Annotated in this window: 17 protein-coding genes; 11 read left to right on the top strand and 6 right to left on the bottom strand. The window is 43.3% G+C overall.

Translation table 11 applies throughout. The features are described 5' to 3' along the window. Positions 1 to 45 precede the first annotated feature (45 nt). The 3 genes from leuB to fabR form a co-directional block, all read right to left on the bottom strand. A complete protein-coding gene (gene leuB, locus ABYB02_RS03775) occupies positions 46 to 1,122 on the bottom strand; it encodes a 3-isopropylmalate dehydrogenase (RefSeq protein ID WP_372761126.1) in 1,077 nt (358 codons plus the stop codon). Further along, positions 1,119 to 2,672 (bottom strand): 2-isopropylmalate synthase, encoded by a 1,554-nt coding sequence (gene leuA / locus ABYB02_RS03770; RefSeq protein ID WP_372761125.1) that lies wholly within the window; start codon positions 2,670 to 2,672, stop codon positions 1,119 to 1,121. The genes leuB and leuA overlap by 4 nt, the downstream gene beginning before the upstream one ends. A 402-nt stretch (positions 2,673 to 3,074) precedes the next feature. Further along, positions 3,075 to 3,695 carry an HTH-type transcriptional repressor FabR gene (fabR, locus tag ABYB02_RS03765; RefSeq protein ID WP_372761124.1) on the bottom strand — a complete coding sequence of 207 codons (621 nt, stop codon included), beginning with the start codon at positions 3,693 to 3,695 and terminating at the stop codon, positions 3,075 to 3,077. 127 nt (positions 3,696 to 3,822) lie between these two features. On the opposite strand from fabR, the gene ABYB02_RS03760 reads away from it, so the two are divergent. Next, complete coding sequence (locus tag ABYB02_RS03760; protein ID WP_372761123.1) at positions 3,823 to 4,956, top strand: acyl-CoA desaturase; 1,134 nt, start codon at positions 3,823 to 3,825, stop codon at positions 4,954 to 4,956. Positions 4,957 to 4,969: 13 nt separating this feature from the next. Then, a complete protein-coding gene (sthA, locus tag ABYB02_RS03755) occupies positions 4,970 to 6,403 on the top strand; it encodes a Si-specific NAD(P)(+) transhydrogenase (RefSeq protein WP_372761122.1) in 1,434 nt (477 codons plus the stop codon). An 86-nt stretch (positions 6,404 to 6,489) separates the two neighbouring features. On the opposite strand, the gene hemE is transcribed toward sthA, so the two are convergent. Further along, complete coding sequence (hemE, locus tag ABYB02_RS03750; protein ID WP_372761121.1) at positions 6,490 to 7,554, bottom strand: uroporphyrinogen decarboxylase; 1,065 nt, start codon at positions 7,552 to 7,554, stop codon at positions 6,490 to 6,492. Positions 7,555 to 8,052: 498 nt separating this feature from the next. Here hemE and rsd point away from each other — a divergent pair, with 498 nt between their 5' ends. After that, on the top strand, positions 8,053 to 8,523 hold the full coding sequence (gene rsd, locus ABYB02_RS03745; protein ID WP_372761120.1) for a sigma D regulator: 471 nt from the start codon (positions 8,053 to 8,055) through the stop codon (positions 8,521 to 8,523). A gap of 77 nt (positions 8,524 to 8,600) precedes the next feature. Here rsd and fkpA read toward each other — a convergent pair whose 3' ends face one another. Then, positions 8,601 to 9,353 (bottom strand): FKBP-type peptidyl-prolyl cis-trans isomerase, encoded by a 753-nt coding sequence (fkpA, locus tag ABYB02_RS03740; protein WP_372761119.1) that lies wholly within the window; start codon positions 9,351 to 9,353, stop codon positions 8,601 to 8,603. A gap of 203 nt (positions 9,354 to 9,556) precedes the next feature. On the opposite strand from fkpA, the gene ABYB02_RS03735 reads away from it, so the two are divergent. Then, entirely contained in the window at positions 9,557 to 10,555 is a 999-nt protein-coding gene (locus ABYB02_RS03735; RefSeq protein ID WP_372761118.1) for a WD40 repeat domain-containing protein, read from the top strand. Beyond that, a complete protein-coding gene (locus ABYB02_RS03730) occupies positions 10,542 to 10,757 on the top strand; it encodes a SlyX family protein (protein ID WP_372761117.1) in 216 nt (71 codons plus the stop codon). The genes ABYB02_RS03735 and ABYB02_RS03730 overlap by 14 nt, the downstream gene beginning before the upstream one ends. 17 nt (positions 10,758 to 10,774) lie before the next feature. Here the strand turns inward: ABYB02_RS03730 and ABYB02_RS03725 are convergent, their stop codons facing one another. After that, positions 10,775 to 10,978, bottom strand: coding sequence for a YheV family putative zinc ribbon protein (locus tag ABYB02_RS03725; protein ID WP_372761116.1), 204 nt, complete (start codon positions 10,976 to 10,978; stop codon positions 10,775 to 10,777). Between the two features lie 132 nt (positions 10,979 to 11,110). Here ABYB02_RS03725 and ABYB02_RS03720 point away from each other — a divergent pair, with 132 nt between their 5' ends. The 6 genes from ABYB02_RS03720 (at position 11,111) to ABYB02_RS03695 (ending at position 16,514) form a co-directional block, all read left to right on the top strand. After that, entirely contained in the window at positions 11,111 to 13,036 is a 1,926-nt protein-coding gene (locus ABYB02_RS03720) for an ATP-binding cassette domain-containing protein (protein ID WP_372761115.1), read from the top strand. Next, positions 13,020 to 13,433 carry a TIGR02444 family protein gene (locus ABYB02_RS03715; protein WP_372761114.1) on the top strand — a complete coding sequence of 138 codons (414 nt, stop codon included), beginning with the start codon at positions 13,020 to 13,022 and terminating at the stop codon, positions 13,431 to 13,433. The genes ABYB02_RS03720 and ABYB02_RS03715 overlap by 17 nt, the downstream gene beginning before the upstream one ends. A 353-nt stretch (positions 13,434 to 13,786) precedes the next feature. Continuing rightward, positions 13,787 to 13,933, top strand: coding sequence for a hypothetical protein (locus ABYB02_RS03710; protein WP_372761113.1), 147 nt, complete (start codon positions 13,787 to 13,789; stop codon positions 13,931 to 13,933). 96 nt (positions 13,934 to 14,029) lie between these two features. Beyond that, complete coding sequence (locus ABYB02_RS03705) at positions 14,030 to 15,022, top strand: hydrolase (protein WP_372761112.1); 993 nt, start codon at positions 14,030 to 14,032, stop codon at positions 15,020 to 15,022. After that, positions 15,019 to 15,264 (top strand): YheU family protein, encoded by a 246-nt coding sequence (locus ABYB02_RS03700; RefSeq protein ID WP_372761111.1) that lies wholly within the window; start codon positions 15,019 to 15,021, stop codon positions 15,262 to 15,264. Before ABYB02_RS03705 ends, ABYB02_RS03700 begins: the two co-directional genes overlap by 4 nt. Positions 15,265 to 15,323: 59 nt before the next feature. Beyond that, a complete protein-coding gene (locus tag ABYB02_RS03695) occupies positions 15,324 to 16,514 on the top strand; it encodes a dipeptidase (RefSeq protein ID WP_372761110.1) in 1,191 nt (396 codons plus the stop codon). Positions 16,515 to 16,550: the final 36 nt, after the last annotated feature.

Below are 16,550 nucleotides of genomic sequence, written 5' to 3'. Positions count from 1 at the left end.
TTTCGCCGCTGCCACACGGGGCAACCGCGTTAAATGTGTTTTTCGTTAAATGCGCTTCACAATCGCTGCCGCAACATCCATGGTGGTATAGCCACTGTTTGGAAAAATATCCGGTGTGCCGACGCCATCGGCAACCACTTCGGCCACCGCTTTTTCAATGGCACGCGCGGCTTCATCTTGCCCTAGTGAATATCGCAACATCAGTGCGGCACTTAAAATTTGCGCAATAGGATTCGCCACCCCTTTACCAGCAATGTCGGGTGCTGAGCCACCGGCAGGTTCGTATAACCCAAAGCCCGATTGATTCAAACTGGCCGACGGTAATAACCCCATAGAGCCGGTGATCATCGCGCACTCATCCGACAAAATATCGCCAAATAAGTTATCGCACAGCAATACATCAAACTGGCTTGGTTGTTTTACCAGCTGCATTGCGGCGTTATCTACGTAAATATAATCAAGTGTTACTTCTGGGTAGTCTTTACTTACTTCGGTCACCACTTCGCGCCATAGTATACTAGAGGCTAAAACATTGGCTTTATCTACCGAAGTCACATGGCTGCTGCGTAGTTTTGCCGCTTCAAAGGCAAAGCGGGCAATACGTTCTATTTCTTTGCGTGAATAGCTTTGCGTATCAAAAGCCGTTTCATTTTCGCCTTCGCCACTGCGGCCTTTTTCACCAAAATAAATACCGCCGGTGAGCTCGCGTACACATAAAATATCAAAGCCTTGCTCGCTAATATCGGCGCGTAGCGGCGAAGCGGCACTTAATGCTGGCAATAACTGTGCGGGGCGTAAATTACAAAATAGGCCAAAGTGTTTGCGCAGTGGTAACAACGAACCACGCTCAGGTTGCTCGTCGGGGGGCAAGTGCTGCCACTTAGGACCGCCAACCGCACCAAATAATATAGCGTCGGCATTTTCACACGCTGTTACTGTGCTTTGGGGTAATGCTTTGCCATGTTTATCAATGGCGGCACCGCCAATAGCGTGATGCTCACGATTGAGAGTAAAACCAAACTTATTGCTGATAGCATCTAATACTTTTTCTGCTGCAGCCATTATTTCGGGGCCGATACCGTCACCCGCTAATACGGCAACGCTGTAGTTAGTTTTACTCATCCTGCTTTCCTTTGTTGTTTTAAATCAGACACTTTTTGTGCGCGATAAATTAAATTATAAACCCGGATCATCGCTCGCACTGAGGCCTCTACCACATCCGCTGCTATACCCGCACCGTGGTAAGGGCGACCTGCATGTTTAGCAATAATATTCACTTGGCCTAAAGAGCTTGCGCCTTTGCCGGTGGCCTCTAAGTTATACTCAATCATTTCTACACTCATACCGGTTAAGCGTTCAATAGCGGCAAACGAGGCTTCAACAGGGCCATTTCCGGTAGCCGCTTCTTGTTTCGCGACGCCGTCAATTAACATACCGATAGTGGAGCTAGACACCGATTGTGAATTAGAGGCGGAGTTAACAAACTCTAATTGGTATTTTTCGTCTTTGCCGTTGATGTGATTAAAATAAATCATCGCCTCAAGATCGTAGTCATACACAGTACCCTTTTGATCAGCAAGGGCTATAAAACTTTGGTATAAACTGTCCATGTCGTAGTCAGCGGGTTGATACCCTAACTCGGCTAAGCGGTGTTCAATAACATGACGCCCTGAACGTGAAGTCATATTTAACTGATTGCTCGGCACGCCCACACTTTCTGGCGACATAATTTCGTAGGTGTTTTGTGATTTTAATACGCCATCTTGGTGAATACCGGAGCTGTGTGCAAACGCGTTCTCGCCCACAATCGCCTTATTAGGTTGCACCGGCATATTGCAAATTTTAGCCACTTGGCGTGAAGCGCGATAAATCTCTTCGCTTTTAATGTCGGTATAAACCTGTAAGTGGTCTTGGCGCATTTTCATGATCATCGCCACTTCTTCTAATGAGCAGTTGCCCGCCCGCTCACCTATGCCATTAATAGTACACTCTATTTGTCGTGCGCCCGCTTGCACCGCGGCTATAGAGTTAGCCACCGCCATGCCCAAGTCGTTATGACAATGCACACTTAAGCGCGCTTGATCTATGTTGGGCACGTTGTTCATTAAATGACGGATCATCGCCGCATATTCGTCGGGTGTTACATAGCCTACGGTATCGGGTAGGTTAATCGTGGAAGCGCCAGCTTTAATCGCTTGCTCAACAATGCGGCATAAATCCCAGTGCGGCGTACGCCCAGCATCTTCACAAGAAAATTCCACGTCATCGGTGTAGTTACGTGCTAATTTAATCGACTTCACCGCCATCGCCGTGGCGTCGTCTAAGCTCATGCGTAATTTATGTTCAAGGTGCAGTGGGCTGGTAGCAATAAAAGTATGAATACGACTTTGCTGCGCACGGCGTAATGCTTCACCACAGGCTTCAATATCTTTCGCAACTGAACGCGCTAGGCCGCAAATAATCGGCCCCTTAACTTCGCTCGCAATACGCTGTACCGAGCGAAAATCAGCGGGGCTCGATACCGGAAAGCCCACTTCCATCACATCCACATTTAAGCGGCTAATGGTGTGCGCTAATTGAATTTTATCGTCTTCGGTCAAACTGGCTTTCAGCGCCTGCTCACCATCACGTAATGTGGTATCAAAAATCCATACTTTATCTTGATCTTGCATATCAGCCTCTCATTCCCATGCTATCCGTATTTAACTTATCCTACCGCGGGATAAAAAAAACCCCGCAAGTGCGGGGTTTATTTATGTTTAACTTGATGCAAACACACTAATCCCCGCTCACTGACCATAGCAGTAAGAGGTTAATTTTTAGTGTAATTAAACGAATAAAATGCATCATGTTGTCTTATTTATCTTTGGAGTGGTTTATATTTAACATTACCCTGCGCTTGGCGCAAGCATAAATATTCCAAACAGCAGAATTCAAATAGATGAAAATGGAAATTTTTATCTAAAAAAGATGGATTATTGAGGTTTTTATAACAAGATTGCGTGGTCTATTGTTTAAATTAATAGGCACTGTAAGGCACAGTGCTTAGATTAACTTTTTAGCAGTATAGTCTGCTAGTTTTGTAGATTGTTTTCGCGCACGTAATGTGTCGCCCCTCGCGTAATATAACGCAGCTGCCAAATAACTCGCTCTATCAACTCATCACGTTGCATACCTTCTAAATCAAGTGCCTCTGCGCCGGCATTGAATACTAAAGTCACCATGGCTTCAGCCTGAATATACGCATGGTTAGCATCACACTTAGTTTCACTTTCTAGATAATGCGCTAACTCTAAAATAAAGTGCTTTATTTCGCGTGCGACCGCGGCTCGAAATGCTTTTGAGGTACCAGAGCGTTCACGCAGTAATAACCGAAATTGGTTACTAGAATTATCAATAAACTCCATAAATGTTACTACCGAAGTGTTTATAACACTACCGCCATCGGCAATACGCCGGCGCGCCTGGCGCATTAACTGGCGTAAAGTTAATCCCGCTTCATCTACCATGGTTAAACCTAACTCATTCATATCTTTAAAATGGCGATAAAAAGAGGTAGGGGCAATACCGGCTTCACGGGCAACTTCACGCAAACTTAAATTAGAAAAACTATGATCCGCACTTAACTGATTAAATGCCGCTTCAATTAGCGCTTGTCGTGTTTTTTGTTTCTGTTGCGCTCTAACACCCGACATTTACAGCTCCCTGAGTGAGTTTTATGAAGTTTTAATTAAAAATAATGTAATTACACAGTCTAATACTTGACGGCAGCAGATTGAAATATTATTTTGGCGTACAGTTGTACGCTGAGATAATTTAATAATGAATAAACCACCCCTAATTTGGACTAACGTCCTATTTTTTAGCCTTACTTTTTTGGCCGCAGTCACATTAGTACCTTGGTATGGTATTAATTATGGCTTTTCCAGTGGCCACTGGATAGCCTTTATTGGTTGTATGTTTTATGCAGGCTTGTCTATCACAGCAGGTTACCACCGCCTATGGGCGCATAAAACTTATAATGCTCACCCCGCGGTTGAATTTGTGTTTGCCTTAGGGGGGGCCTTTGCACTGCAAAATAGCGCACTACATTGGAGCAGTGATCACCGTATTCACCACGGCCAAGTTGACCACCCAACAAAAGACCCTTACGCCGCCACCAATGGTTTTTGGTATAGTCATATAGGCTGGATGCTCCGTGACTACCAAGGCGAAAGCTACGGCGACTACAGTAACTGTCGTGATCTACAGCGTAATAAAATAGTGATGTGGCAACACCAGCATTACTTTAAATTAGTTGTGTTAATGAATTTAGGCTTGCCACTGGCGCTTGGTTTAATGCTCGGCGATGTTTGGGGTATGTTATTACTAAGCGGGTTATTACGCTTAGTACTGAGCCAACATTTCACCTTTTTTATTAATTCATTGGCGCATATTTGGGGTTCTCGCCCGTATACCGAAAAGAATACTGCTCGCGATAACGGCTTTTTAGCGCTGTTTACCCACGGTGAGGGTTATCATAATTTTCATCATATTTTTGCCAGCGATTATCGCAACGGTATCAAATGGTATCATTACGACCCCACCAAATGGATTATTCGTTCGTTAGCAGCACTGGGCTTAGCCAGTAAGTTAAAGCGTACCCCCGTGGAGCGTATCGAAAAAGCCAAAGCTGAAACCTTAATGAGCAAAACGCAAACCCGTCTCGCTAAATTGCCTTCGGCGCAAGATAAGCTAACCTTACTACAGCAAGAATATGATTTGCTTATTAAAAAATTGCAGAACTACTGCACATTGCAAAAACAAGTGTTAGAAGCTAAAAAAAATAACATGGCAAAACAGTGTGAAAAGTCTGCATTAATGGCACAATACCATGAGCTGGAGGCCGCCTGGGAAAATCAAAAGCAGGCTTGGTTAGCGCTTAATGCGAGGTTATTAAAAGCCTCTTTTAGTTAAAATAGGAGTGGCTGTGGCCAAACAACCCGAACAGAAAAAAAAAGCACCCGTAGCATACCAATATGATGCAATTATAATTGGTACGGGTCCGGGCGGTGAAGGCACCGCCATGAACCTATCAAAGAACAACAAAAAAGTGGCAGTTATTGAACGCCAAGCAGCGGTGGGTGGCGGCTGTGTGCATTGGGGAACCATTCCTTCAAAAGCACTGCGTCACTCTGTTAGCCGTTACGTAGAATATAAGTCTAACCCCTTGTTTAATAATGGCGAGCGTCTTAACCGACTGACTTTTCCTGATATTTTACGTCATGCAAGCTCGGTTATTTCAAAGCAGTCTAGCCTACGCAGTAGCTTTTACGATCGTAACCGCATTCATATGTTTCAAGGCGATGCCAGCTTTGTTGATAAACACACCATAGAGATCAAGCGCCTTGATGGCTCAACCGAACGCCTAACCGCTAAAACGATTGTGATTGCCACCGGTTCACGTCCGTACCGCCCACCCGAAGTTGACTTTAATCACTCGCGTATTTACGACAGCGATACCATTTTAGGCCTAGAGCACGATCCACAACGGGTACTTATATATGGCGCGGGTGTGATTGGCTGTGAGTATGCGTCTATTTTTAAAGGCCTCGGTGCTAAAGTTGATTTAGTGAATACTCGCGATCGCTTATTGGCCTTTATGGATGCTGAAGTGTCAGATGCATTAAGCTATCACTTTTGGAATAGCGGCATTGTTATTCGCCATAACGAAGAATTTGATCACGTCGAAACCCGTGATGACTGTGTGGTAATGCACTTAAAATCGGGTAAACGGGTAAAAGCCGACTGTATTTTATTTGCCAACGGCCGTACCGGTAACACCGACGATCTAAATTTAGAAGCAATTGGCTTAAAAGCCGACAGCCGTGGTCAGTTAAAGGTGAACGAAACCTACCAAACTAGCGTTGATAATGTGTATGCGGTAGGCGATGTGATTGGCTACCCAAGCCTTGCAAGCGCAGCCTTTGATCAAGGCCGTATTGCCGCAGACTCAATTGCCTGTGGTAACTGCGATGAAAAGCTGATTATTGATATTCCAGCCGGTATTTATACCATTCCAGAAATGAGCTCGGTAGGTAAAACAGAGCAACAACTTACGGCGGCTAAAGTACCGTATGAAGTAGGTAGAGCGCAGTTTAAACACTTGGCCCGTGCACAAATAGCCGGCACCGATGTGGGGAGTTTAAAAATATTATTTCACACCGAAACCAAAGAAGTACTGGGTGTACATTGCTTTGGCGAACGTGCCTCTGAAATTGTTCACATTGGCCAAGCCATAATGGAACAAAAAAATGGCGGCAATAATATTGAATACTTTGTAAACACCACCTTTAATTACCCCACAATGGCAGAAGCCTATCGCGTTGCGGCATTAAATGGTTTAAACCGTTTATTCCAATAACTTAGGTTAAACCCATTAAAAAGCCCGCTTAGTAATAAGCGGGCTTTTTGTTTGTTATTGCTGTACTAAGTGTAATGCCAGCTTGATTACTTGTGGTACTTTGCACTTAGCTCGTGCACGGCATTAATAAATACGCCAGCATGCTCAGGGTCTACATCTGGAGTAATACCGTGGCCTAAGTTAAACACATGGCCATTACCAGTGCCAAAGTCTTCTAAAATGGTGGCTACTTCTTGACGAATACGCTCTGGTGTACCGTGTAACATAGATGGATCCATATTACCTTGTAGCGCTACTTTGTCACCCACACGGCGTTTAGCATCGCCAATGTTAATGGTCCAATCTAGGCCAATTGCATCACACCCTGTTGCGGCAATCGCTTCAATCCATTGGCCACCATTTTTAGTAAATAAGGTGACTGGTACTTTGCGACCGTCGTATTCACGAATTAAGCCATCAACGATTTTATGCATGTATTGCAGTGAAAACTCATTGTAATCACGTGGGCTTAACACCCCACCCCAAGAGTCAAATACCATTAACGATTGCGCACCGGCTTTAACTTGCGCGTTTAAGTAGTCGATCACTGAATCGGCCAGCTTATCAAGGAGTAAATGTAACGTTTGCGGCTCAGCAAAGGCCATTTTTTTAATTTTACCAAAGACTTTACTGCTACCGCCTTCAACCATATAGGTAGCCAATGTCCACGGTGAACCAGAAAAACCAATTAATGGCACTTCGCCCTTTAATTCACGGCGAATAGTGCTAACCGCGTTCATTACATAGCCCAGCTCGTCGGTTGGATCTAGCTTAGGAATTTTTTTCACATCGGCTAATGATGAAATTGGACGCTCAAACTTGGGGCCTTCACCTGTTTCAAAGTACAGACCTAAACCCATAGCATCGGGAATGGTTAAAATATCACTAAATAAAATAGCGGCATCTAACGGGTAACGGCGCAGTGGCTGTAGTGTTACTTCGCACGCTAGCTCAGCATTTCTACACAGGCTCATAAAATCGCCCGCTTGTGCACGTGTCGCACGGTACTCTGGTAAATAACGTCCTGCTTGGCGCATCATCCATACCGGAGTTACATCAACTGGTTGTTTTGCAAGTGCACGTAAATAACGGTCGTTTTTTAATTCGCTCATGGCGTCAATAATCCTAATGCTTATAGAAATTGAGCGAGATTGTACCACCATATTCACCACCTCTCTATCGCTAAGCGATTAAATCAACAGCAAGCTGATTGTTTCGCACTTTTGGTGGTATTTGCTCATTAAACAAGCAAACAGTGGTAACATTTAAAACTTTTCATTAAACTATTTGCAACATAGTAAAAAGCTTGGTATTGTTTATCCCGCGTTAACAAAACAATAATAATAAAAATTATTACAATAATAAAAATAACAAAAATCTTCTCATAAAAATAAGAAAGCTTGTTTAAACAAGTCATAGAAAAGAAATTAAACCACCTTAATTGGTGGTTTTTTCTTGCCTGCAATAAATTCAACTGGCCCAGCCAAATTAACCCTAACCCGCCGTTAGATGATTTATTTTACTAGTTGATATACGCGCAAATAAAATATATCTTGATATAAACAACTATTACAAAAAATTAAAAACCAACCCAGCTTAGGAGAACAATTATGCTGACGCGTGTAGAAAAAGCTCAACAAAAGTGGGGGGGTAGTCATACTGTCATCGATAAATGGCTAAACGAGCGACAACAACTGATTGTGCTGTATTGCAAACTAGCTGGTTTTGCACCTTATGAGAAAAAGGACCCTGCGCTACCGGAGCCGGAGCAAATTCAAACTTTTTGCCAAATTTTAATGGATTACTTATCTGCCGGTCATTTTGAAGTATACGATGACATTGCTAAAGCCTGCGAAAAGAAAGGCCCAGAAAGCCAACAATTGGCAAACGCTATTTACCCACGTATTTCAGATACTACCGATGTGGCACTCGATTTTAATGACAAGTACGCAGAAGTGGCTGCAGACGACTTACTAACGGGCTTTGACAATGATTTATCTGTGATTGGCGAAGCACTTGAAGCGCGCTTTGCGTTAGAAGATGAGCTAATTGATAACTTATTCTCAAATCATACTGATTAATATAAAAAATTAGTTAGGTAAACGCATTAAAAAAGGGACCTTAGGTCCCTTTTTGTATTTTTAGCATAACGTTTTAATTATTCAGCGTCTGCTTCTTCTGTCTCGTTTTGGATCTCAAGTAATTCCACTTCAAAAATAAGTGTTGAATTAGCTGGGATTTTACCTAAGTCACGGTCGCCGTATGCAAGATCAGCTGGAATAGTGAACTTGTACTTTGAGCCAACTGGCATCAACTGTAAACCTTCAGTCCAACCAGAAATTACACGGTTAAGTGGGAAAGTCGTTGGCTCATTACGTGAGTAAGAGCTATCAAACTCAGTACCGTCTAACAAGGTGCCTTTATAATGTACTTTAACAACATCAGTGGCTGCTGGTGTTTCACCATCACCTAAGGTAATTACTTCGTACTGTAAACCAGACTCAGTGACTGTCACGCCTTCTTTTGTCGCATTTTCAGCTAGGTATTTTTCACCCTCTGCTTTGCTTTTTTCAGCTTCTACTTTAGCCAGCTCTTCTTGCTTAGTACGCACTGACGTGTCTAACGCAGTAAGTACTTCACGAATTTTTTCTTCGTCAATTTTCGCATTACCCGCTAGCGCATCTTCAAAACCACGAATTAATAGGCCTTGATCTAATTCGATACCAATTTCTTTTTTATCTGCTAGGTCTTTATTTAAAAAGTTACCCACAGATGCACCAATACCGTATGCTTGTTGCTGCGCTACAGTGTCTAGTTTAACTTCAGCTTGCTCTTTTTTTGCTTCTTGATTACAAGCTGTAAGCGCTAAAACTGACGCTGCAATCAATGACAATTTAATCGTCTTTTTCATTTTAAATCTCCGACACACTTTGCAGTTGTCATTTATTGTATTATTACTAGTTAAAGATTAACGGCCTACATGATAGGCTGCTTGTTTAATTACTTTATAAGCTAAACTAATAACATATCTAGTGATTAGACAAACAACCTAGACCACAACGTGATCTAGTCTAACCTCTCAGTCACTAAGAGTTAAGAGGAAATACCTGTAATATGTCGTTATTTCGTACTTTTTTAATCGTGTTTTGCTGTTTATCGGCCATCGCTTGTAGCGACAAAAAACAACAGGCCGTTGCCAGTTACGAACATGCCGCACAAGGCGCGTTTGCAGCAGCTGTTTCGCACGATGGTAAATACAGCTTGGTATCTTCTATTAACCATGGGGTTGCGCTGTGGGATAATCAACAACAAGTATTAAAATACCAATGGTTTCAGCAACAAACCCAAGATAGCTTAGTACATACCGTCGCGATTGCCTACGACAACAGCGTGGCCGTTACCGCAGAAAAAGACACCTTTGCCGTGTGGGATATTGCCACTGGCAAAAATACCGGCTATTACAAAATACAACACGCCAGTATTCGCGATATTGCCATTAGTAACCAAGGTCGCAGCGTTTTATATGGCCGCAGTGATGGGGTTGTGGTTTTTATTAATCTTGAAACCGGTCGACGCATCGAGTTTTTAGGTCACCAAGAAAAAATTAATACCGTGGATCTTGCGCCTAATGGCCGTTATGCACTGAGTGGCTCAAACGATTACGTGGCCTACTTTTGGGATACCCGCACCGGGCAAGTTATTCACCGTTTTAATCACCCGACTCGTGTTACCCAAGTCACCCTTGATCCCCAAGGTCGCTATGCGTTTACCGCCGACAGTATGGCACAAGCGAATGTATGGCAGCTGACTACAGGTGATCTTGTGAGTAAACTGACGTATATTGCGCGTCAGAAAATTTTTACTGCGGTGCGCTTTAACGACCCCGGTACTTTGCTTGCAACCGGCTCGCCAAATAAGCGCGTTGATTTGTGGCAAATATCAAGTGGTGAAAAAATTCAAACTTGGCAAGTCACACCACGCGAGGGCAGTAAGCCTAAATCGGCAGTGGTGCTTGATGTAGCATTTACAGAAAATGGCAAGTCGTTGTTAACCGAAAGCTCAAGCGGCATCGCTGAGCGCTTTATAATACGAGACGCAAATGAACACAATTGAACATCGCTTAATGGAACTTGAAGCCAAAGTGGCTTTTCAAGATGAAACGATTGAAATCTTAAATGACGAAATCAAAGTACACCAGCAGCTGTTGGCTAAAATGAAGCGCCAAACAGAGCTACTGGCGGAAAAAATAAAAGAGGCACAGTCTTCATCATCAATGATGTCAAACGAGCCTGAGCCACCGCCGCCGCATTACTAAGCAGCACTAGCAAGGCGTTAATCGCCAGGCTTAAACACGCCGATTACCTGTTCAAATTGGCGTGTTGAGGCCTGCACTGCATTTTCTGGCTGTGCCATTTTATGTCCGCACGCTACACACTCTACTTTTTCTACATCATGTTCTTTATAAAGCATTAACTTATCCATCGCCTTACACTCAGGGCATGTTGCACCAGCAATAAATCGTTTCTTTTGTTTCACGAGACTTTTCCTACAGTTTGAACTGCGGCTATTTTAACGTATTAGATGGTGCGTTGATACGATTGATATGCCTATTACGATCCGTGTTATAATGCCGGCAATTCAATTAGGGCACAGTAAAGTAACGCATTTATGATTCAAATCTCAGAAATAGAACTTCTTCGTGGTGGTAAAGCATTACTAAAAAATGCTTCGGCTACGTTATTTCCAGAGCATAAAGTAGGCCTAGTCGGCGCTAACGGTTGCGGTAAGTCAACGCTATTTAGCTTATTAAAGTCTGAGTTACAGCTTGATGCGGGTAACTTTACCATCCCTAAAGACTGGTCTATTGCATCAGTAAAACAAGAAACCCCCGCACTTGAAATTAGTGCCCTAGACTATGTATTACAAGGTCATCCTCAATATTATGCGCTGCGTATTGCCCTGCGTGAGGCCGAAAAAAACAACGATGGTGACACTCAAGCAAAAGTCCATATTCAGCTAGAAAATATTAAAGGCTATAGCATTGAAGCCAAAGCGGGCGAGCTACTACACGGCCTAGGTTTTGCTAATAATCTGATTGAAAACCCCGTCAGTGCCTTTTCCGGTGGCTGGCGAATGCGCTTAAACCTAGCGCAAGCACTTATTCGTGATGCCGACCTATTATTACTTGATGAGCCAACCAACCACCTTGATTTAGACGCGGTCTACTGGCTTGAGCGTTTTTTACGTGCCTATAGCGGCACACTGGTACTTATCTCCCATGACCGTGAGTTTTTAGATGCCGTGGTGGATCAAATTTGGCACATCGATAAACAACTGATCAACGTGTATAAAGGCAACTACTCGCAGTTTGAGCGCCAAAAAGCCGAGCGCTTATTACAGCAACAAGCCATGTTTGAAAAACAACAAGAGCAAATTGCGCATTTAGAACAGTTTATTACTCGCTTTAAAGCTAAAGCCAGTAAAGCCAAACAAGCACAAAGCCGCGTAAAAGCGCTGGAACGCATGGAAAAATTAGCGCCGGCGCATGCTGATTCACCATTTAACTTTGAATTTGCCGAGCCTACAGCCCTACCCAACCCACTAATGACGATAGATAAAGCCCAAGCGGGTTATGCTGATATCACCATTTTAAATAATATCGAATTAAACTTAGTACCGGGTAGCCGTATTGCTTTACTGGGCCGAAATGGCGCGGGTAAATCAACGTTAATTAAACTCCTGTCTGGTGATTTAGAGCCCCAAGCCGGTAAAGTTGTGCAGCACCATGGATTAAATATTGGCTACTTTGCACAGCACCAATTAGAGTCGCTTGATTTAACAGCCAGCGCTATTACCCATTTACAGCGTTTAAACCCTAAAGCCACCGAACAATCGCTGCGGGATTTTTTAGGCGGCTTTGCCTTTATTGGCGACAAAGCGCTGGAACCTGTAGCGCCGTTTTCAGGCGGCGAAAAAGCCCGCTTAGTCTTGGCGATGTTGGTGTATCAAAAACCCAACTTGTTGCTACTGGATGAGCCCACTAACCACCTTGATTTAGAAATGCGCCACGCGTTGGTCATGGCACTACAAGGATTTGAAGGCGCTATGGTCACCGTATCGCACGACCGCCATATGTTAAAAAATACCGCCGATGAATTTTATTTAGTGGATAGCGGTAAAGTAACCCAGTTTGGCTACGATCTAGACGCGTATTATCAGTGGCTACTCAATGCCAATAAAGAAGCGGCTAAAGTAACTGACACTGACGATGAGCCAAAAGCCCACTCACAAGTTAACCGTAAAGAGCAAAAACGCCTTGAAGCCGAATTTAGAAAAGCGATTCAACCGCTGAAAAAACAAATTGAAAAGCTCGAGAAGCAACTGGATAAGTTTGCAGCTGAACTAGCTGAAGTGGAAAGTGCACTGGGCGATAACACACTCTACAACGATGAAAACAAAGGCAAGCTTAAAGAGCTAATTAGCAAACAAGCCACGTTAACCCCTAAGCTTAATGAGGTTGAAGAAGAGTTGCTAATGTCGCTGGAGGAAATGGAACAAAAAGAGCAGGCATTTGCCGATGAACTTGCTCAATAGCGATGACTTTTGGCAGTTTGCATGTGACCTTTACAGCAAAGGTCACATGCAAACGCGTCTGTTGGATTATCAAAACCAGCAAGGTAAAAACGTCAACTTATGTTTATTACTTTATTATTTAGATTCGTTAAATTTCAGCATTAACGCTGAGCAATTAAGTCAATTGCAACACGTGGTTAGTGAATTTGATGCTCAGGTATTAAAGCCACTTCGCAGCGCTCGCGGTTATTTAAAGGCAAATCAGCAGAGTATTACTGATTACGCCAATATTCGACACGCGCTACTTAGCGCCGAACTTAAGCTAGAGAAACAACAACAGCAAATGCTAATTGCTGCAGCAAATGACTTTGAGCTTATAGCATGTACAACGCCAGATAATAGCGCGCTGTATTTATAAGCTATCAGTTTCGAACGGTCAGTGATCAGCTATTTGACCTCCCTCACTCTCTGCTCTTTTTCTAAAAAACTCTTAAGTAACTTATTCACAAAGAGCTTAAGAGGCGCTGCGCTTGTGGAGGGATAAAAAGTAAAAGTTAGCAATAATATTTATCCCTGCTTGTATCCCTTCTTTTACTGCGTAAAGCTGATACCTATAACCTTCCCTGCAAAGCGACGCACTTCGTCTGCAAAACATGATCTAAATCAACTTCGCCTTTATCAGCAATTAGCTAAGTGAGATAACTTGATCTCGATCATCTCTTCACGCACTGAGCCAGCCTATGCTTAACTCATAAACATTAGGAGGCAATTATGGACGTATTCTTCAGAGATTTTTTTAGCGACCCGGTGCTGTTTTTATCATTTGGTTTTCTCGGCGTCGTTATTGGTTTATGCCTTTTTTATTTGTACTACTTTATTAAAAAGGTAAGCGAAGCAGAAATACCCGAGCAACATTAAGCACCACACAAAGCGCCTAATCAGTTTACTGATTAGGCGCTTTTTATTCTTTTTGGTACACTAGCGCTTCATTTTTACAAAGTGTGTAGTACCAATATGATCCCACAGTTTAAACCCGCATGGTGGATGACAAATCGTCACGTTCAAACCATAATGCCGCGTTTTTTCCGCCCATTTCATAATACTCGCTACGAACTTGAACAGCTTGATACCCCTGATGGTGATTTTATTGAGCTGGCTTGGTCACTGCCACATAATGAAACCGCGCCACTTGCCGTGGTATTGCATGGTCTTGAAGGCAATATCAATAGCTTTTACGCCAAAGGCATGATGAAAGCCTTAAAACAACACGGGTTTGCAGTCGTGCTGATGCACTTTAGAAACTGCTCAACGCAAGTTAATCGCCTACCACGTGCTTATCATAGTGGGGATACCGCCGACTTAGAGTTTTTTATTAATCACTTAAAAAAACTATACCCAAACCGACCTCTCGTCGCCGTGGGGTTTTCGCTCGGTGGCAATGTGCTGGCTAAGTATTTAGGTGAGCAAGCAGCGCACTGCCCGTTAAACGCCGCCGCGGTAGTGTCAGCGCCTTATGATTTATCCTCATCGAGCGATGTGATCCGCAAAAGCTTAGGGAAGATTTATCAAAAATATTTACTCGATCGCATGAAAAAGTCGATGCACCGTAAGTTACCGCAAATTAAGCAACACATTGCCTTAACGCCCGAGCAATTAATGCAAATAGATGACCTGCTAGAGTTTGATAATCAACTTACCGCACCGCTGCATGGCTTTGCAAACGCGCACGATTATTATCGCCAAGCGAGCGCTATGCCGTATTTAAAGCATATAGCGGTGCCAACATTAATTATTCATGCCAAAGACGACCCCATGCTGTCAATTAAGGCAGCGCCCAGTAGGCAAGATGTCAGTGAGCATGTTACGCTGCGCGTCTCAGAAAAAGGCGGGCATGTGGGGTTTATTAGCGGCAATAACCCATTTAAGCCAGTATTTTGGTTAGAGCAAGCCGTGCCACGCTATTTTGGTCACCATGTTTTTAATTCAGCAAATAAAGAGTCAGCATGATCATCCCTCATCAACAACTTGATAAAGACACCCTATACAACCTTATTGAAAGCTACGTGCTGCGTGAAGGTACTGACTATGGCGCGCAAGAGGTAACCATTGAAAGCAAAGTAGCACAGGTAAATCAGCAACTTAACAACGGCGAAGCGATGGTATTTTTCTCTGAGCTGCACGAGTCGGTCACCATCATTTCCAAAAACGAATTCAAAGCACTACAAAATGAACAGCAATTCGACGAGTAAACTTGTCAGACACGACGGAAAAATAGACAATGGCTTTTTAACTTAAAGAGCCATTATAAATGATAAAACTAAGCTCATTAGTTGTTGCAATAGCCATTGCATTAACAGGACCTGCGCAAGCAAATATTACCCCATCAAAAAAAGCAATTAAGCTTGCTCACGATACGATTTTAATCGATACCCACATTGATGTACCTTACCGTATTCACGATAAATGGGCGGATGTAACTAAAGCCACTGACGATGGCGATTTTGACTACCCTCGCGCCGTAAAAGGTGGCTTAAACGCACCGTTTATGTCGATTTATATTCCAGCGCATTTGGAGTTTGAAGGCAAAGGTAAAAGCTTTCAATTAGCGAATCAACTGATTGATGGTATGGAAGCGATTGCTTTTCGCGCGCCAGATAAGTTTGCCATTGCCAGCTCAACAAGCGATATCGAAACACAGTTTAAGCAAGGTAAAATATCGATAGCGATGGGCATGGAAAATGGCTCGCCGATTGAAGGCGATATGCAAAACCTGCAGCACTTTTTTGATCGCGGCGTGCGCTACATCACCCTAGCACACTCGCAAAGCAATCATATTTCTGACTCATCGTATGATATTCGCCGCAAGTGGAAAGGCTTGAGCCCGTTTGGTAAAAAGCTAGTGACGGAAATGAACAACATCGGCATGCTCATCGATGTGTCGCATATTTCCGATGATGCGTTTTATCAAGTTATGGCATTATCTAACACGCCGGTTATAGCCTCGCACTCATCATTACGCAAATACACGCCGGGCTTTGAGCGTAATATGAATGATGAGATGCTACTTGCGCTAAAAGAAAATGGCGGAGTTATTCAAATAAACTTTGGCTCAAGCTTTGTCACCTCTAAAGCAGGTGCATGGTACGATCAAATGAAAAACAAAAAGGAAGCAGCTAAAAAGCAAGGTACTAAGGTAAGTAAAGATTTTGATGCTATGTATCGCGCTAAAAACCCATTCCCATTTGCTAGCCTTACACAAGTGCTTGATCATATTGACCATGTAGTGAAGCTAATTGGTATTGATCATGTCGGTATTGGCTCTGATTACGACGGCGTGGGCGACTCTCTTCCTATCGGTTTAAAGGATGTATCTAGCTACCCTAACCTAGTGCAAGGGTTAATGGATAGGGGCTACAACGACACCGATATTAAAAAGATTTTAAGTGGTAATACACTACGCGTTTGGCAACAAGCCGAAGCGTATGCGGCAAAACACTAGGTATCAGGTATCAGGTATCAGGTATCAGGTATCAGG

Origin of the sequence: Pseudoalteromonas sp. (assembly GCF_041613455.1) — a bacterium.
Taxonomy (GTDB): domain Bacteria; phylum Pseudomonadota; class Gammaproteobacteria; order Enterobacterales; family Alteromonadaceae; genus Pseudoalteromonas.
The sequence above is the reverse complement of the archived record's forward strand: the minus strand, read 5'-3'. Positions and strand labels throughout refer to the sequence as shown.